Raw genomic sequence first — 16,594 nt, forward strand, 5'->3', positions numbered from 1 at the left:
CGCGGTCACTGCGGTGATCGGCGGCCGACGGGGCGACCTGAGGTGTTCGTGGCGACGGACCCTGACGCCGATCTCCGCCGCCGGGGCACCTGACAGACTGAGGGTATGGCTGACCTCCCCCGGAAGGCCGCGGCGCGCACGGCGCGGCTCGCGGCGCTGCCCCTCGGGTACGCCGGCCGCACCGCGGTCGGGTTCGGCAGGCGCCTCGGCGGGGCTCCCGCCGAAGCGGTGATGAGCGAGATCCAGCAGCGCACGGCCGAGCAGCTGTTCCGGACGCTCGGCGAGCTCAAGGGCGGAGCGATGAAGTTCGGCCAGGCACTGTCCGTGCTCGAGTCGGCGCTGCCGGAGGAGATGGCGGCGCCGTACCGCGAGCAGCTCACCCGCCTCCAGGACTCCGCTCCCCCGATGCCGACCCAGACGGTCCGTGACCTGCTCGCCGAGGATCTCGGCGCCGACTGGAGGGAGCGGCTGGTCCGGCTCGACGGAGCGCCGACCGCGGCCGCGAGCATCGGGCAGGTCCACGAGGGCCTGTGGCACGACGGTCGGCGGGTCGCCGTCAAGGTGCAGTACCCCGACGCCGGCGCCGCCCTCATGGCGGACCTGCGCACGCTGGCGCGGGCCGCGCGGGCGATCGGCCCGCTGATCCCCGGCGTGGACATGAAGCCGCTCGTCGAGGAGGTCCAGGCCCGCGCCCGCGAGGAGCTCGACTACGCCCTGGAGGCCGAGGCCCAGCGGGAGTTCGCGCGGGCGTTCCGCGACGACCCCCACATCGTCGTACCCGACGTCGTCGCGGTCGGTGAGCGCGTCCTGGTCACCGAGTGGCTCGACTCGACGGGCTCGCTCGCCGCGGTCATCGCCGACGGGACGGCCGAGGAGCGCGATCACTACGGCGAGATCTTCACCCGGTTCCTCTTCTCCGGCCCGGCCCGCACCGGCCTGCTCCACGCCGACCCGCATCCCGGCAACTTCCGGGTGATCCCCGCCGGCGACGGCTCGCCCGGCCGGCTCGGCGTCCTCGACTACGGCGCCGTGGCGCGGCTGCCGCAGCGTGGGCTGCCTGAGCCGATGGGCCGGCTGATCACCCTGTGCGCGGCCGGCGACGGCGACGCGCTGATCGCGGGACTGCGCGACGAGGGGTTCCTCAAGGACCGGATCCGGATCGACCCGCAGCTCCTGATGGACTACCTCGCCCCCTTCGTCGACCCCACGCTGGTGGAGCGCTTCCGGTTCAGCCGGGAGTGGATGCGCGAGCAGTTCCAGCGGATCAACAACCCGAAGGACCCGGCGTACACGGTGAGCATCAAGCTCAACCTGCCCCCGTCCTACGTCCTCATCCACCGCACCTGGCTCGGCGGCGTCGGGGTGCTCAGCCAGCTCGAGGCCGAGGCGCCGTTCCGGGCGATCATGGAGGAGTTCCTGCCGGGCTTCACCCCGGCGAGTGACTAACGCGGGTCGCCGTCGGTGAGGCAGTAGACCCGGCCGACCGGGTCGCTGAGCACCGTCCAGAGCCGGTGCTGTGCGAGCACCCGCGCCCCGAGCCCGAGGTGGCGCTCGGTCTCCGCCGCCCGGTCGGTGGTGCCCCAGTCGAGGTGCGCGCGCACGTCGCCGGTGTCGTCGGCGCCGAGCCGCTGGAGCAGCAGGCCGAGCGGCTGCCCCTCGGGCGCGTCGAGGAACCGGAAGTCCTCGGTGACCGTGGACAGGCGCTGCCGCCAACCGGTGACCGCCGCCCAGAAGCCCAGCTCACGCTCGTACGACGCCCGCGGCACGTCGATCGAGACCTGGCGCACCCGCACGACCGATCCCGGTCCGTGCACCGTCGCGGCCGGCCGGCGCGACGCCGGATGGTCGACGAAGCAGAAGACCAGGCCGGCCGGCGACGCCATCACGACGTACCCGCGGTCGGCGACGACCGTGGCCCCCGCGACCCGGGCGGCGTCCGCCGCGGCGAGCGGGTCGGCGACATGGAGGTCGAGGTGGATCCGGTCCGCACCGGCGTGACGCCGCTGGACCTTGAGGTAGGGGTCGCCGTCCGGCGGCAGGAGCGAGGCGAACTCGTCGTGGTCGCCGCGGGGCGGCGAGACGGCGTACCTCGTCGCCTCCTGCCAGAAGCCGACGCTCTCCTGGTGGTGCGCGGCGGCGTTGTCGAGGAAGGCCGTGACCCAGAACGGGCTCATCCGACGGGCGCGCAGTCGTGGCCGCAGCCCTCGGGCGGCAGCGGTCCGTCGGCGTGGGCGGCGGGACGGTGCAGCACCGCCGTGGTCGCCGTGACGACGACATCCTCGCCCTCGCTCGCGGCGGTGCCGTCGACGAGGAGCGTGTAGCCGTGGAGCTGCCGGGGTGGGAACACCACCGTCACGACGGGATTCTCGGCGAGGTTGCGCAGCGTCCCGCGTCCCGGCCCCGCGATGCGGAGCGTGCCGTCGTCGCCGGCCACCGGGTCGACGGTCACGACCTTCACCTGGGGAGACGACGTCGACAGCAGGTACCCGCTGCCGAAGTCGGCCAGGGCCTGGCGCAGGTCCGCGGGATCCACCGGGATGCTCATGACCTCAGGTTAGGACGTGTCCCGGGCGCTCACCACAGCCCGAGAACGCCGCCGCCGATACGGACCACGAACGCACTCACCACCGCGATGAAGAACACCCGGACGAACCGGGCACCGCGGGCGACCGCCGTGCGGGCGCCGAGGTAGCCGCCGACCAGGTTGCAGGCGCCCATCATCAGCCCGACGTCCCACAGCACCGCGCCGCTGGGCACGAAGAGCAGCAGTGCGCCCAGGTTGGTCGCGAAGTTCGCCAGCTTGGCCTTGGCCGAGGCCTGCAGGAAGTCGTAGCCCAGGAGACCGACGAGGGCGAAGACGAAGAAGCTGCCCGTGCCCGGCCCGAGGATGCCGTCGTAGAAGCCGATCACGAACCCGACGCCCATCGCGGCGGCCAGGTGACGGTGGCCGGCGAACCGCAGCGCGGTCCGCTCCCCCAGCTGGGGGCGCAGCACCACGTATCCGCCGACGGCGACGAGTGCGACGAGGACGATCGGCTCGAACGCCTCGCGGGGGATTCGCGACGCGAGCAGGGCACCGCCGAACGCGCCGCCGAGCGCGAGCGCCATGAGCGGCAGGAAGGTGCGCGGGTCGGGGCCGATGCGGCGGTAGTAGGTCAGCGAGCTGACCGCGGTGCCGCACACCGAGGCGATCTTGTTGGTCGCGAGCACCTGGACCGGACTCGCGCCCGGCAGGCCGAGGAGCAGCGCCGGCAGCTGCACCAGGCCGCCGCCACCGACGACCGCGTCCACGAACCCCGCGGCGAGGGCGGCGAGGGCGAGGAGCGCGACGACGGTCAGGCTGAGGTCCCCCACGCCGCCGAACTCTACGAGCCGGTGCGGTCCGGGACCGAGAGGGCGAGGTCGGCGACCGGCCGGTCGTCGTACGCACGGGCGACCAGGTCGGGTGTCGCGACGCACGCTGAGCCGAGGTCGAGCTGCACCAGGCTCGGTGTGATCGTGACGTGCAGCTCGAGCCGCCCCCTGTCGGCGGTGAGCAGTGCCCGGTTGGCGGGATCGTCGATCGTCCAGCCGGCGGCGTCGAGGAGGACCGCGACGGTGGCCGTGGCCTCCGCCCGCGTCAGGTCGGAGGACGAGGAGCCGAAGCGCACGAACGTGTTGACCACGACGCCGCGCGGCGCGGCTCGGTCTCCGCAGATCGTGAAGGACCGGCTGCCGCGCGCCCCGTCGAGCCGCAGCGCGCGGACCAGATCGGGCACCAGGTCGCCGAGGACCCGGTCGACCTCCGCCACGACGGCCTCGACCGCGACCGCGCCGGTGCTGTCGGCGGGACCGCCGCACCCGGTCGCCGCAGCCGCCGCGGCCGTCACCAGGGTCAGGATCCCGCTCGGGGCCGTCGCCCTCCACGGCGACCCGATCACCGGAACCCGCCGAGGGTCGTGTGCTCCCAGAGCCAGGCGCCGGCCTCGGCCAGGCCGTGACCGGCGCTCGCCGCGCTCGACGCGACCAGCAGCTCCGGCAGGGTCAGGTGCGCGCTCCCCTCCGCTCCGCGCGGGGGCTGCTCGGTCACCTCGTCGCCGGCGCCCGCGACGACGTGGGCGACGTTGTCGAGCGAGGCGCCCTCGAAGTAGGACGTGTGGTTGTCGAGCAGCTCCTCGACCCTCAGCTCGCCGTCGCCGGTCTCGAACCGGGTCCCGCCGAAGCCGGCGGCGGCCGGGTCGTGGCCCAGGGGCCCGCCGCCGAGCAGGGTGACCGGGTCGCGGTCCTTGCTGCCGACCCACAGGTCGGCCCCCGTGAGCCCGTCGGCGTCGGCGGCGGGAACGCCCGGGCTCCCGAGCAGGACCGCGTCGTCGACCGGGAGGCCGGCGGCGAGGGCATGACCGAGGGTCGTCGAGCCGTAGCTGTGCCCGATCGCCGTCAGGTGGGCGGGCGGGCCCTGGTCGGAGGCGCGGATGCCGTCGACGAAGTCGGCGAGCCGGTCGCCGCCGGCCTCCGCCTTCCCGGGCAGTGCGACGCTCGCGAAGTCCAGCTGCCCGAACGGGTCGAACGGGTCCAGCGGATGGCCGCTCGGGGCATCGTAGTCGGCCCAGTGGACGGAGGCGACGCTGCCGCGGTCCTCGGCGACCGCGGCCTGGTGGAGGGCGAGGGTCTTGTCGAGGTTGCCGGACAGACTGGCGGAGTCCGTGGTCAGGCCCGGCACGTTGACGGAGACGTGGTCGGCGGTGTCGGGGTCCCCGAAGCCGACGGCGACGCCACCGTCGCCGGAGTGCAGGCCCGGGGCGTAGGCGATCAGCTCGGTGAGCCGGGTGCCGGTCGCGGGGTCGCGGAGCTCGCGGTACTCCTCCAGCGCCTCGTGGACGTGGGTCGCGTTCGCCCACCGCCGCTCGTCCCCGCGGGTCAGCTGTCCGTCGTCACGGCGCTGGCCGTAGAGGTCGAGGTCGCGGGCGAGCTGGCCGCGGTTGGCCTCGTCGCGGTCGTCCACCGGCAGCCCGCCGGCATTGCCGACGAGCTCGGGGTGCTCGGTGGTGAGCGCCTCGCGCTCCGCCCTGCGCAGCCTGCGCCACCACGCGGCGAGCGCCACGGGATCGCCGGCCAGGGCGCGGAGCCGGCGCGCCAGGTCGGCGGCGCCGGGACGACCCGCGGCCACGGCGGCGGCCGCGCCCTGGCCGACATCGTCGACGGAGCGGAGCGCGGCCACCAGGTCCGCCTCGGCGTCCGCCTCGGCCTGCTCCCACGCGGCGATCCCGGCACGCAGGTCCGCGGCCCGCGCCGAGAGTTCGCCGGCCCGCTGTCGGAGCTCGACGTGGCGGTCGTCCCCGATCGCCGCGGCGACGACGTCGGCGGCCAGGACGTCGATCTCGGTGTTCAGCGCGGCGCGGAGCTCGGCGAGGTCGTCGCGTCGGCCGAGCAGCGCGGACAGCCGCTCGCCGAACCGGTCCGCCGCCACGACCGCCCGGTCGAGCGCGGCCTCGCCTGCCTCCAGCCTGGTCGCGAACCGGGTCGCCGCATGGTCGTGGGCGTCGGCGGTGTCTCCCGTCCACGCGGGCGCCGCGACGGCCGCGGCCCGGCCCTGGACGTTCTTGACCGCGATCGTGGCCGCACGCAGGTCGGTGGCGAGATCCTGCGCGCCCGCGGGCAGCGACTCGAGGGACGGGCAGGCGGGCACGTGGGCGGGCACCGGGACGGTCGTCACGGTCCGCTCACCACCCGCACGGACGCGTCGTGCTCGGCCCACGGCAGGAGCGAGCGCAGCCGCTCGGCCTGGGCCCGGTCGACGATCACCAGCCTGCGGTGGAAGAAGACGAACTCCTCCGCATGGGCGGCGGCCAGCGCGGCCGCCGCCTTGAGCTCGTCGGCCCACGGCTCGGCGAAGCCACGGACCGCGGCCGCGACGGCGGCGGACAGGTCGGTCGTCGAGGCCCGGGCGAGCCGGCGCCAGGCACCGTCGAGCTCGTCGCCGGCGAGGTCCCAGCTCTCGCGGGCGGCGCGGAGGACGGCGTACGGGACGTCGAGGATCACGGCCATGACGGGGCCGGTGGGGTGGGGTGCGGGTTCATGCACCGTCGGCTGCCCGACGGGCCGGGCCGGGAAACGAGCGGCGCGGGTTGTCCACAGCGGCCCCGGGATCCGCGCTCAAGCGGCGGCCGCTCAGCCGACCCAGAACCCGCGCGAGCCGAACCAGTCGCCGTAGGTGCCCGGCCCGGAGCCACCGGGACCGCCCGTCCCGCCCCGGCGCGAGCCGAGATAAGAGCCGACGACGGCGGCGCCGAGGTCACCGGCCTCGGGGGCGATGACCGCGCCGTCGACGCGACGGGCCATCGACTCGATGAACCGCGCGAGACCGGGATCCTCGCCGAGCCGGAAGAAGGTCGTCTGTGCTCCCAGCCGGCGGGCGTTGTCGAGCTCGCGGACGGCGAGGGCGATCGTCATCGGGTGCGGCGGGTAGGAGAAGTACACCTCGCCGCTCGACTCCAGGTGCGAGGTCGGCTCGCCGTCGGTCACGATCAGCAGCACCGGCTGGGCGCCTGCGTGCTTGCGGAAGTGACGGTTGGCCAGCAGCAGCGCGTGATGCAGGTTGGTGCCCTTGGCCCAGCGGGCGTCGAGCGCGGTCAGCTCCTCGATCCGCATCGTCTGCGCGTGTCGCCCGAAGCCGATCAGCTCCAGGCTGTCGCCCCGGAAGCGAGAGCCGATGAGGGTGTGCAGGGCCAGCGCGGTCTGCTTCATCGGCACCCACCGGCCGTCCATCGCCATCGAGAAGCTGGTGTCGACACAGAGCGCGACGGCGGCCTGGGTGCGGGCCTCGGTCTCCGCGACCTCGACGTCGTCGATCGACAGGAGCGGTCCGCCGGGCTCGCCGGCCCGACGGAGCACGCCGTTGAGCATGGTCCGCGGCAGGTCCCACGGCTCGGTGTCGCCGAACTCCCACGGTCGGGTCGCCCCGGACAGGTCTCCGGCCGCGCCGGCCTGGCGCAGGTCGCGCTGCCCCTGTCGACCCGACATCCGCTGCGCGACGTCGCGCAGCAGCGCCTTGCCGAGCTGGCGCATCGCCTTCGGGGTGAGCCGCAGCTCGCCGTCGAAGCCGCGCTCCATCGCGCCCGACTCGCGCAGCGCCTTCTCGAGCTCCTGGAGCTTGCGGGCGTCGACGGCGGCCTCGGTGCCGAGCTGCCGGGCCAGCTTGTCGAGATCGACATCGTCGAGACGCGCGCCGCCGTACCCCTGGGCCAGCTGGTCGGCCAGCGCGTCGAGGTCGGCGAGGTCCTGGAGGACCCCGGTGCCGTCGCCGAGGCCGAGGCCGGTGGTCGGGGAGTCGCCGGTGCCGAACTGCTCCGAGCCACCCCAGTCCTCACCGGGGCGCAGGGACATCAGGTTCTGGTCGAGCCGGTCGAGCTGCGCCATCAGGGCCGGCGAGCCGAAGGCCTGCGCCGAGAGCTGCATCAGCTCGGCGCGCTGCTCGGGCGTCATCGAGTTCAGCATCCGCTGCGCGGCGGCCGAGCGCTGCGCGAGCGTGTCGAGGAGCTCGTCGATGTCCTGGGGGTTCTCCGGGAAGTGCCGGCCGTGCTTGGCCATGAAGTCGTCGAAGTCCTGCTGGGTGTCGGTGCCGGCCGCGTGCTTCTCCAGCAGGTCGTTGAGGTCGGAGAGCATCTCGTCGATCGCCTGCCGGTCGGCCTCGGTGGCGTTCTCGAGCGCCTGCTTCATCCCCGCGAAGCGCTGGTCGAGCAGCTCGCGACCGAGCAGGTCCTTGATCTGCTCGAAGGCCTCCCGCGCCTCGCGGGACTGCCAGTCGTAGTCACCGAGCTCGGTGACCGCCGCGGCCGGCGAGTCGGGCAGGCTCTGCAGCCGCATCTCGCGGAAGGCGCGGTCGCCGTCGTCCATCATGGCATCGCGGGCTAGCTGCTTGCGCTCCTCGAGCACCGCCTTCTCCAGCAGCTCGCGCACCTCGTTGAGCGTCCCGTCGAGGTTGTGCCGCTGCAGCAGCTCACGGCGGCGCTCGGCCACGCGGCGGGCGAGATCGTCGAGACCGGCCTGGTCCTGGCCGCCGCGGCGCAGGAACTCCCGCATCGCGCGCTCGGGGCTGTAGCCGGCCATCACGTCCTCGCCGATGGCGTCGAGGGCCTCGGCGATGTCGACGGGCGGGGCGAGCGGATCGCCGCCGTCGTACCTGCGATAGCGGCTCACGACAGCACCCGGCGTACGTCGGCGCCCTCGCGCAGCGCCCGCGGGATCTCGGCGACCTCCTCGACGACCTCGAGCAGCAACCGCACGGTCTCGGCCGGCGCCGTCGTGTCGAGGGCGATGTCGTAGGCGATCCCGGTGGAGGTCCACACGTCGTCGAAGCCGCCGTCGGCGGTCACGCGGACACCGTCGACCGGCACCTCCAGCCGTCGGGCCTCGCGATAGGTGTCGTTGAGCACGCACAGAGCCACGGCGAGGTGGAGCACCTGGGCGCCGTTGGTCACCGGCCCGGCGAGCACGCCCTCCTCCGTCCAGGCGTGCGGAAGCACGACCCCGTCGCCCACCGGGTCGCGGAGGGTGCCGGAGGAGACCCGGACGCGGAACGGGGAGGGATCAGCCATAGACCGTCTCCACCCCGTCGGAGTCCTTGCCGATCTTGCGGGCCAGGAACAGACCCTCGAGCGCGAGCTCGATCGCGGCGGCGCGCTCGCCGTCGGTGCGCCCGCCGCCGGATCCGTTCACCCGCTCGCAGACCTGGTCGTAGAGGTCCGACTCCCCCAGCACCGGCAGTCCGGCCAGCACGTCGCGCGCGGTGACCTGGCCGCCGGTCACGACGGTCGCGCCCTCCTCGATCGCGTCGACGAGCAGCGCGAAGTCGAGGCCGCGGAAGCGCTCGCGGACGGTCTCCGCCGTCGCCGTGCGCAGCAGGTGGGTGAGGATCTCGGTCTCGCGACCCTCCTCGCCCGACTCGAACTCGATCTTGCCCCCGAGCACGTCGACCGCCGTCTCGAGGTCGACGACCCGCGCGACGGCCCGGTCCTCTCCCTCGATGGTCGCGCGGCGCAGCGCGGCGGCGGCGATGGTCTCCGCACCGGCGATGGCGAACCGGGCGGAGACGCCCGAGCGCTGGTCGACGGCGCTGGACTCGCGCAGGTTGCGGGTGAAGCGGGCGAGGATCTCGACGAGGAAGTCGGGCACGTCGACCCGGTCGGGCAGCAGGTCGGCCTCCTGCCGGATGACCGCGATCTCGGCGTCGAGCGCCTTCGGGTAGTGGGTGCGGATCTCGGCGCCGAAGCGGTCCTTGAGCGGCGTGATGATCCGGCCCCGGTTGGTGTAGTCCTCGGGGTTGGCCGAGGCGACGACGAACACGTCCAGCGGCAGGCGCAGGACGTAGCCGCGGATCTGGATGTCGCGCTCCTCCATGACGTTGAGCATCGCGACCTGGATCCGCTCGGCCAGGTCGGGCAGCTCGTTGATCGCCACGATCCCCCGGTGGGAGCGGGGGATCAGCCCGAAGTGGATCGTCTCCGGGTCGCCCAGCGAGCGGCCCTCGGCGACCTTCATCGGGTCCACGTCGCCGATCAGGTCGGCGACGCTGGTGTCGGGCGTGGCCAGCTTCTCGGCGTACCGCTCCTCGCGGTGGCGCCAGGAGATCCGCAGGTCGTCGCCGTACGATGCCACGGCGGCCCGGGAGGTCACGGTGACCGGGTCGTAGGGGTGCTCGCCGAGCTCGGAGCCGGAGATCACCGGCGTCCACTCGTCGAGCAGCCCGACGAGGGTGCGCAGCAGGCGGGTCTTGCCCTGGCCGCGCTCACCGAGGAGGACGACGTCGTGGCCGGCGATGATCGCCCGCTCCAGTTGCGGGATGACGGTGCTCTCGAAGCCGTGCAGCCCCGGCCAGGGGTCCTCGCCGGCCGCGAGCCGGGCGAGCAGGTTGTTGCGCAGCTCGGCCCGCAGGTGCTGGTGCCGGTGGCCGGAGGCGCGCAGCTCGCCGAGGGTGCTGATCGTGGGAGCGGGCGTGGGAACCGGAGTGGTCACCGTCTCACGCTACTGCGGTCCGCAAGAGGTTCGCTGCCCCTACGCTGTCGAACGTGGCGGTCGTCGTCGTGCTCCTGTGCCTCCTGGTGGCGGGCCTGCTCGGCCTGGTCGTGCTGTTCGCCCGGGACCGCGTCCGGCTGCAGGACCGGCTCGCCGAGGCCCGGACGCACGTCGCCCAGCTCGAGTCCGACCTCGACGCCGCGCTGCGTCCGCCGCCGCCCGCCAACTCGGCCGAGCGCGCCGTACGCCGGGTGATCCGGACCGCGTCGAAGGTCCGCTCGCACGGCATCACCGGCCTGATCCAGAGCACCGTCGAGGATCTCCAGAGCTGGGCGAGCGACGACGAGCGCGCCGACATCCTCAACATGGCCGCCTCGGACGGCACGGTCACCCTGTTCTTCTCCGACATCGAGGACTCCACACCGCTCAACGACCGGCTCGGCGACGCGACCTGGGTGAAGGTCCTCGCGGCCCACGACCGGGTGTTGCGGACCCAGATCGAGAAGTACCGCGGCCAGGTGGTGAAGACCGCCGGCGACGGGTTCATGGTCGCCTTCCGCGACACCGAGGCCGCCTGCCGGGCCGCGCTCGGCATCCAGCGCGACCTGCCGCGTGACCTCACCCTGCGCCGCCACGGTCCGATCCTGGTGCGGATCGGCATCCACACCGGCCAGGTGGTGGCCCGGGACGGGGACTACTTCGGCCGCAACGTCGCCATGGCCGCCCGCGTCGCGAGCCACGCCCACGGCGGCGAGATCCTCGCCAGCGACGCCGTCCGCGAGGCGCTCGACGACGCCGCGGCCCTCACGCTCGTGGAGCGCGACGCCGTCGAGCTCAAGGGCCTCGCCGGCGAGCACGTGGTCTGGGAGATCCTCCCGCCGGGGAGCTGAGCAGCAGGCTCAGACGGACAGGATCACCGAGGAGCCGTGGCCGAAGAGGCCCTGGTTGGCGGTGATGCCGACCGTCGCGCCCTCGACCTGCCGGCCCTCCGCGCGACCCTGCAGCTGCCAGGTGAGCTCGCAGACCTGCGCGATCGCCTGAGCGGGCACGGCCTCGCCGAAGCAGGCCAGACCTCCCGACGGGTTGACCGGGATCCGGCCGCCGAGCGCGGTGTCCCCGGCGCGCAGCAGGGCCTCGGCCTCGCCGCGCTTGCACAGCTGGAGGTCCTCGATCCAGTCCAGCTCCAGCGCCGTGGACAGGTCGTAGACCTCCGCCACGTCGACATCGGCAGGGTCGATGCCCGCCTCCTCGTACGCCGCCTGACCGATCGCCTCCTTGAACGTCCGCTCCCCCACCCCGACCACCGACCAGGAGTCGGTGGCCAGCAGCGGCATGTCGATGACCGTGTTCGGGAAGGTCGGCGTCACGGTCGAGACCGCCGCCACCGTCACCGGCGCCGCGATGCCGTGCTTCTTCGCGTACTCCGCACTGGTCAACACCACCGCGGCCGCGCCGTCGGAGGTCGCGCAGATGTCGAGCAGGTGCAACGGGTCGCAGACCATCGGCGAGGCGAGCACCTCGGCCACCGACGACTCCTTGCGGAACCGCGCATACGGGTTCGCCAGCCCGTGCCGGGCGTTCTTGACCTTGACCTCGGCGAAGTCCTCCGAGGTCGCGCCGTACAGATCCATCCGCCGCCGCGCGTAGAGCGCGAAGTACGCCGGGTTGGTCATGCCGAGCAGCCGGAACCGCAGCCAGTCAGGGTCACCCCACCGCTCCCCCGCATTGGGCGCGAGGAACCCCTTCGGCGTGGTGTCCGCCCCCACGACCAGCGCGACCTCGCTCATCCCGGCCAGGATCCGCGCCCGCGCGGTGTCGATCGCCTGCGCCCCGGTCGCGCACGCGGCGTACGACGTCGCGATCCGCGCGCCGTTCCAGCCCAGCGCCTGCGCGAACGTCGACCCGGCGACGTAACCGGCATACCCGTTGCGCACGGTCTCCCCGCCCACGACGAGGTCCACGTCCGACCAGGCGATACCGGAGTCCTTCAACGCCTCCCGGGCCGCGTGCACGCCGTACTCCGTGAAGTCACGACCCCACTTGCCCCAGGGGTGCATGCCCGCACCCGCGATCACCACGCTCATGCCGTCGCCTCCTGACCAGGGACCGGCTTCCAGCGGTAGATGGTCCGCTCCCCCGTCTCGTCGACGTCGAGCGTCTCGACGACCAGCTCCACCTCGGCACCGACCTCGAGGTCGGCCACGCCGTAGCCGTCGGCGACCTGCCCCAACACCACGATCCCCTCGGGCAGCTCGACCGCGGCCAGCGCGAACGGCCGGAACGGGTCAGTCCGCGGCACGTACGGCGCCGGCGGCTGGTACTGCGCGTCGGTGTACGACCACACCCGGCCCCGCCGGGCGAGCTCGACACTCTCCTGCTCCCGGCCGTCGCAGGCGGGGTTGCGGCAGAAGAAGGCGGCCGCGCCGTCGCCGGACGCCACCGGCGGGAACACCAGATTGCCGCAGGTCGTGCAGCGGGAGGCCAGCAGCCGTGGCTCGTCACCGGTGGTGAACCAGCCCTCGATCACGGGGGTCATGACGGCATGCTACCAAGCAAGTGCTTGGTGAGTCGCGCGAAGGGCTCAGCCGTCGCCCGGGTCCGGGCTCCCGGCCGGGGGCGGCTTCGGCTGCTCGCACTTCACCGTGTCCGAGGGCGTGTAGACCGTGTGGAACTTCTCCGTGTGGTCCACGGCGGACTCGCCGGCCTTGCGGAAGATGCGGGTGACGTCGACCTGGAAGCCGGACCAACCGGTGTGGGGCTCGCAGTCGGGTGTGGTCAGCGTCCGGGTCGCTGGCGGCACCTGCGCGTACCGGTTCGACGTCGTCGACTCGATGTCCCAGACCTTCGTCGACCACATCTGCACGGTCACCTTGCCCTGGCGCGACCAGGTGCTCGGGACGACGAAGGCGTGGATGAGGACGCCGTACTCGGTGTCGTTCTGGAAGCGCAGGTCGACCGTCGGCCAGGCGACCGTGGCCTCGCGACCGACCGGGTAGCGGTCGATGTAGAACGAGTGCGGCTTGTGCTGGATGTCCTTGAGGCCGGCGAAGAACATCGCATTGAAGGCCGTCGTGGCCATCTGCGAGACCCCGCCGCCGAGGTCCTTGCGCAGGATGCCGTTGCTGATGATGTAGCCCTCGGTGAAGCCGTTCTCGGCGGTGCGCTCGCCGACGATGCCGTTGAGGGAGAACTCCTCGCCGGGCTTGAGGAGGGTGCCGTCGATCAGCTCGGCGGCACGGCCGATGTTGACGTTGCGATAGTCCGCGTGCGGGTAGTACGTCGAGAACTCCGACACCTTCTCGACGACCCCCAGGTTCTCGGCGTCCTGGGTCGTGAAGGCGGCGTCGGCGACCTGCGCGGTGACCGGCCCGCTGCGTGATCCCTCGGGCGCGGTCAGCAGGCCGAGGAAGACCTGCGCGGCCTCGGCCGGGTCGAAGGTGACGCCGGGCTTGGCCGGGACGACCTTCGGCTTGCCCTTCTTGTTCAGCTTCACCGTCGCGTCGACCGGCTGGCCGTCGGCGGTGGCCCCCTTGACCAGCTCGGCGAGGGCCGCCTCGTCCACGGCCGGGACGAGCTTGCCGTTCTCGGGCCGCATCGACAGCACGGGCGCGAACCTGCGCGGCGTCAGCCTCACGTCGTTCTCGCCGAACTGGAGGCTCACCGCGTTCGCCATGGCCGGGTTCGCGAAGGCCTCGAGCGCCTCCGCGACGTCAGCGGCGTCGATGTCCGGCTGCGCCGGAGCGACCTCGAGCTCGACGGCGGTCTCCCCCGCCAGGAACGCCTCCGTGATCGCGGCGCGGGCCTGGCCGCGGTCAACCTCCTGGCCCGCCTGCGGCTGGGTGCTCTGCACGCCGTCGGCGGTGAAGGTGACCGTGCCGTCCTGGGGCGGCGTGCCGAGGCCCTCGGAGAGCTCGGCGAGCTTCTCGTCGAGCAGGTCCTCGTCGACGTCCACGACGGCGTCGACGTCGCCGCCGCCGGTGAAGTAGTCCCACTGGCGCGCCGGGCTCCACGAGTCGCCGGCGCCGGCCGCGTCGACCGAGGCGGCGTAGTCGATGGCGAGGCCGATGTCACCCGGCTCGACCTTCGCGTCGTTGGCCTCGCCGGCGCGGCCCTGGTGCGCCACGCTCACCGAGATCGGCGTGTCCGCGCGGGAGCCGAACGCCTCCTCGAGCTTCTCGATCGCCGCGTCGCGGGTGAGCCCGCCGACGTCGACGCCCGAGATCGAGGTGCCCGTCGGCACCTTGTCGCCGGCGACGGCGTGCGCCGCGACGTACCCGCCGCCCGCGAGGAGCACGAGCAGGACGATGACGACGAGGACGATCCTGCCGCCCGGCCGCTCGGCCTTGCCGGCGGAGCCGCCACCCGTGTCAGAGTCCCAGAAGGTCACACGCGTCATCCTAAGGAGGGGTTGCTCACCGGTCCGCATCCTCAGCCGCGGCGCGGCGGTCCAGCAGGCCCACGAAGCCGGCGCCGAGCACGACGGCGCCGGTCGCGAGCAGGAGGTAGCCCGCGGCGTCGCTGGCCACCACGTAGTCGCCCTCGGGACGCTGGACCGTGGCCACCCCGAGCATCGCGGTCCAGCCGAGGGCGAACGGCAACCGCCGCCACCAGCCGCCGGGCAGGGCCACCAGGGTGGCCGCGGTCGCGGCGATGCCGAGACCCAGGCCCCAGCCGTAGCCGTGGAGCAGCACGGTCGCCAGGCCGACCCCGGCGCCCAGGATCAGACAGGCGAGAGCGACCAGAGGGCGGACCGGTCGCGCGCTCACCGCTCCGGGATGCCGGCGAAGAGATCGGTCTCCCAGCCGGTCTCCGGGTCGAGCGGACCGGGGGTGCCCTTGACCAGCCGGAACTGCTCGCGCCCGAACGCCTGCGCCCCCTGGTTGTTCGAGAGGGCGAAGAACGGGCCGTCGGTCGTGATCTGCGTGGCGTGCGCGCGCAGCGCGTCGAGCTTCTGCTCGACGTGGTCGCTGGCGTCGACCTCGCAGGAGATGTCCTCGTCGGGGCGGAACATCGGCGGCAGGTCGCCGTCGGGGTCCATGCCCTCGAAGGTGGTGGTGTCGCCCGCCTCGCGGATCCGCCGCAGCCCCTCACGGATCCGGCTCTCCGAGATCGCGCCCCAGTAGATCTTGGCGATCTCGACGGGCTCGCCGAGGTCGCGGCGGTACGACGGCGCGGCGGCGAGCTGAGCGGCGTACATCGCGACCCGGTGGGCCTGGATGTGGTCCGGGTGGCCGTAGCCGCCGAACTCGTCGTAGGTCACCAGCACCTGCGGGCGCACCTCCCGGATGACGGCGACGAGGTGGTCGGCCGCCTCGGTGAGGTCGGCGTGCCAGAAGGCGTTCTCGTGGACGTCGTCGGCCGCCACGGCGTGCCCGTCCTCGTGCCACTTCATGCCGGAGTCGCGATAGGTGCCGAAGCCGCCGAGGAACCGGTGGTCGGTGACGCCGAGCGCCTTCATCGCCTCGGCCAGCTCCCCGCGCCGGTGCTCGCCGAGCCGGTCCTCCCGGTCGGCGGCGAGGTGCTCCAGCTCGGGGACGAGGATCTCGCCCATCTCCCCTGCCGTGCAGGTGACCAGCGTGACGCCCCGGCCCTGCGCGACGTACTTCGCCATCGTGGCGCCCTGGCCGATCGACTCGTCGTCGGGGTGGGCGTGCACGAGGAGCAGCCGGTGGGCGGCGGGTGGGTTCATGAGCACGAGCGTAATGATGGGCCCCATGCGGATCCGCGGGCGCCTGACGCTGGCCACGGCACTCGTCCCGGTGCTGGCCGGCGCCTCGCTCTCCGGCTGCGCCCTGCTCGACGGGAGCTCGCGCCTCGAGGAGGCGCTGGAGTACCTCCCCGCCGACGCCACCGCCGTCGCCTTCCTGGACCGGGCCGCCCTCGCCGACCCGGCCTACCGGGCCGAGCCGGACACCGCGACGAGCGTCCTCACCGACGCTGGCCTGACCGACGCCGACATCGAGTGGGCGGCGTCGGCGAGCGGCGACGAACCCGACCCGCCCGCTCGGGTGTGGAAGATCTCCGACGATGTCGACGTCGAGGTCGTGGCCGCCGCGCTCGAGGAGGCGGGCTACGAGCGCTCCGGACCGCGGGAGCGGCCCACCTTCACCGCGGGCGAGGTCAGCCTCGCGCTGGATCGCGACGAGGAGGTCATCGTGTCCGGCCCCGACGTCGACGCGCTGCTCGACGTCGTCGCGGACGACGCCGACTCCCTGGCCGACGCCGGCCGCTTCGACGACCTGCTCGACCACGCGGACGACCAGGACGCCCTGGAGTACGCCGCGCTGACGCTGGACGCTCCCTGCGGCGCCGCCGGCCTGGGCGTGTTCGTACCCGCCGACGAGCCGGCGTGGGCACTCCGGCAGTTCTCCGACGAGAAGGGCGCGGAAGAGGACGCCGAGGCCCTGGCCGACCTCCTGGAGACCTGGCCGGACCTGTACGACCACCACGCGGACGTCCACGTCAGCGCTGACGGCACCGCCGTCCGGGCCGAGGCCGTCTTCGCCGAGCGGGCACTGATGGTCCAGGCGTTCATCCGCCGCGACGGCCCGTTCGGCTGCGCGTCCGGCACGTAGCCCGGCACCGGCCGCAGACCAGCACCGGC

General features: G+C 73.5%; 17 protein-coding genes. 3 read left to right on the plus strand and 14 right to left on the minus strand.

Features of this window, described 5'->3' with window-relative positions:
• Positions 1 to 105: 105 nt before the first annotated feature.
• On the plus strand, positions 106 to 1,446 hold the full coding sequence (locus ACPZVR_RS13400) for an ABC1 kinase family protein (protein ID WP_436700099.1): 1,341 nt from the start codon (positions 106 to 108) through the stop codon (positions 1,444 to 1,446).
• Here the strand turns inward: ACPZVR_RS13400 and ACPZVR_RS13405 are convergent.
• The 9 genes from ACPZVR_RS13405 to ACPZVR_RS13445 all read right to left on the minus strand — a co-directional run bounded on the left by ACPZVR_RS13405 (position 1,443) and on the right by ACPZVR_RS13445 (position 9,990).
• A complete protein-coding gene (locus tag ACPZVR_RS13405) occupies positions 1,443 to 2,174 on the minus strand; it encodes a VOC family protein (RefSeq protein ID WP_436700100.1) in 732 nt (243 codons plus the stop codon). The two genes, ACPZVR_RS13400 and ACPZVR_RS13405, sit on opposite strands and share 4 nt — an antisense overlap.
• On the minus strand, positions 2,171 to 2,545 hold the full coding sequence (locus tag ACPZVR_RS13410) for a pyridoxamine 5'-phosphate oxidase (protein WP_436700101.1): 375 nt from the start codon (positions 2,543 to 2,545) through the stop codon (positions 2,171 to 2,173). Before ACPZVR_RS13410 ends, ACPZVR_RS13405 begins: the two co-directional genes overlap by 4 nt.
• A 29-nt stretch (positions 2,546 to 2,574) precedes the next feature.
• Entirely contained in the window at positions 2,575 to 3,354 is a 780-nt protein-coding gene (locus ACPZVR_RS13415; protein WP_436700102.1) for a TSUP family transporter, read from the minus strand.
• A gap of 11 nt (positions 3,355 to 3,365) precedes the next feature.
• Positions 3,366 to 3,869, minus strand: a complete 504-nt coding sequence (locus ACPZVR_RS13420; RefSeq protein ID WP_436700103.1) for a hypothetical protein — start codon at positions 3,867 to 3,869, stop codon at positions 3,366 to 3,368.
• A 47-nt stretch (positions 3,870 to 3,916) separates the two neighbouring features.
• Positions 3,917 to 5,692, minus strand: a complete 1,776-nt coding sequence (locus ACPZVR_RS13425; RefSeq protein WP_436700104.1) for an alpha/beta hydrolase — start codon at positions 5,690 to 5,692, stop codon at positions 3,917 to 3,919.
• On the minus strand, positions 5,689 to 6,024 hold the full coding sequence (locus ACPZVR_RS13430) for a hypothetical protein (protein ID WP_436700105.1): 336 nt from the start codon (positions 6,022 to 6,024) through the stop codon (positions 5,689 to 5,691). The genes ACPZVR_RS13425 and ACPZVR_RS13430 overlap by 4 nt, the downstream gene beginning before the upstream one ends.
• 123 nt (positions 6,025 to 6,147) lie before the next feature.
• Complete coding sequence (locus ACPZVR_RS13435) at positions 6,148 to 8,175, minus strand: hypothetical protein (protein WP_436700106.1); 2,028 nt, start codon at positions 8,173 to 8,175, stop codon at positions 6,148 to 6,150.
• Positions 8,172 to 8,573 carry an OsmC family protein gene (locus ACPZVR_RS13440; protein ID WP_436700107.1) on the minus strand — a complete coding sequence of 134 codons (402 nt, stop codon included), beginning with the start codon at positions 8,571 to 8,573 and terminating at the stop codon, positions 8,172 to 8,174. Before ACPZVR_RS13440 ends, ACPZVR_RS13435 begins: the two co-directional genes overlap by 4 nt.
• Positions 8,566 to 9,990 (minus strand): MoxR family ATPase, encoded by a 1,425-nt coding sequence (locus ACPZVR_RS13445; protein ID WP_436700108.1) that lies wholly within the window; start codon positions 9,988 to 9,990, stop codon positions 8,566 to 8,568. The genes ACPZVR_RS13440 and ACPZVR_RS13445 overlap by 8 nt, the downstream gene beginning before the upstream one ends.
• A 53-nt stretch (positions 9,991 to 10,043) precedes the next feature.
• Between ACPZVR_RS13445 and ACPZVR_RS13450 the strand changes: the two genes are divergently transcribed.
• Positions 10,044 to 10,880: an adenylate/guanylate cyclase domain-containing protein gene (locus ACPZVR_RS13450; protein ID WP_436700109.1), complete on the plus strand. Its 837-nt coding sequence runs from the start codon at positions 10,044 to 10,046 to the stop codon at positions 10,878 to 10,880.
• Between the two features lie 9 nt (positions 10,881 to 10,889).
• Here ACPZVR_RS13450 and ACPZVR_RS13455 read toward each other — a convergent pair whose 3' ends face one another.
• From ACPZVR_RS13455 to mshB, 5 genes are read right to left on the minus strand one after another with little or no spacing between them, the layout of a single operon-like run.
• Positions 10,890 to 12,074, minus strand: coding sequence for a lipid-transfer protein (locus ACPZVR_RS13455; RefSeq protein ID WP_436700110.1), 1,185 nt, complete (start codon positions 12,072 to 12,074; stop codon positions 10,890 to 10,892).
• The gene (locus ACPZVR_RS13460; RefSeq protein WP_436700111.1) at positions 12,071 to 12,526 is read right to left on the minus strand and encodes a Zn-ribbon domain-containing OB-fold protein; all 456 of its coding nucleotides are present in this window, start codon (positions 12,524 to 12,526) and stop codon (positions 12,071 to 12,073) included. The genes ACPZVR_RS13455 and ACPZVR_RS13460 overlap by 4 nt, the downstream gene beginning before the upstream one ends.
• 45 nt (positions 12,527 to 12,571) lie before the next feature.
• Positions 12,572 to 14,377, minus strand: a complete 1,806-nt coding sequence (locus ACPZVR_RS13465; protein WP_436700112.1) for a VanW family protein — start codon at positions 14,375 to 14,377, stop codon at positions 12,572 to 12,574.
• 25 nt (positions 14,378 to 14,402) lie between these two features.
• Positions 14,403 to 14,756, minus strand: coding sequence for a hypothetical protein (locus tag ACPZVR_RS13470; RefSeq protein ID WP_436700113.1), 354 nt, complete (start codon positions 14,754 to 14,756; stop codon positions 14,403 to 14,405).
• Positions 14,753 to 15,679 (minus strand): N-acetyl-1-D-myo-inositol-2-amino-2-deoxy-alpha-D-glucopyranoside deacetylase, encoded by a 927-nt coding sequence (gene mshB, locus ACPZVR_RS13475; protein ID WP_436700114.1) that lies wholly within the window; start codon positions 15,677 to 15,679, stop codon positions 14,753 to 14,755. The genes ACPZVR_RS13470 and mshB overlap by 4 nt, the downstream gene beginning before the upstream one ends.
• On the opposite strand from mshB, the gene ACPZVR_RS13480 reads away from it, so the two are divergent.
• Positions 15,678 to 16,565 (plus strand): hypothetical protein, encoded by an 888-nt coding sequence (locus ACPZVR_RS13480; protein ID WP_436700115.1) that lies wholly within the window; start codon positions 15,678 to 15,680, stop codon positions 16,563 to 16,565. The two genes, mshB and ACPZVR_RS13480, sit on opposite strands and share 2 nt — an antisense overlap.
• Positions 16,566 to 16,594: the final 29 nt, after the last annotated feature.

The organism is Nocardioides segetis, from assembly GCF_051390595.1.
Classification (GTDB): domain Bacteria; phylum Actinomycetota; class Actinomycetes; order Propionibacteriales; family Nocardioidaceae; genus Nocardioides.

Coding starts and splice junctions, on each gene's coding strand:
- ACPZVR_RS13440 (WP_436700107.1), bottom strand. CDS start 8,573: ATGGCTGATCCCTCCCCGTTCCGCGTCCGGGTCTCCTCCGGCACCCTC.
- ACPZVR_RS13480 (WP_436700115.1), top strand. CDS start 15,678: ATGAGCACGAGCGTAATGATGGGCCCCATGCGGATCCGCGGGCGCCTG.
- ACPZVR_RS13455 (WP_436700110.1), bottom strand. CDS start 12,074: ATGAGCGTGGTGATCGCGGGTGCGGGCATGCACCCCTGGGGCAAGTGG.
- ACPZVR_RS13460 (WP_436700111.1), bottom strand. CDS start 12,526: ATGACCCCCGTGATCGAGGGCTGGTTCACCACCGGTGACGAGCCACGG.
- ACPZVR_RS13430 (WP_436700105.1), bottom strand. CDS start 6,024: ATGGCCGTGATCCTCGACGTCCCGTACGCCGTCCTCCGCGCCGCCCGC.
- ACPZVR_RS13405 (WP_436700100.1), bottom strand. CDS start 2,174: ATGAGCCCGTTCTGGGTCACGGCCTTCCTCGACAACGCCGCCGCGCAC.
- ACPZVR_RS13410 (WP_436700101.1), bottom strand. CDS start 2,545: ATGAGCATCCCGGTGGATCCCGCGGACCTGCGCCAGGCCCTGGCCGAC.
- mshB (WP_436700114.1), bottom strand. CDS start 15,679: ATGAACCCACCCGCCGCCCACCGGCTGCTCCTCGTGCACGCCCACCCC.
- ACPZVR_RS13400 (WP_436700099.1), top strand. CDS start 106: ATGGCTGACCTCCCCCGGAAGGCCGCGGCGCGCACGGCGCGGCTCGCG.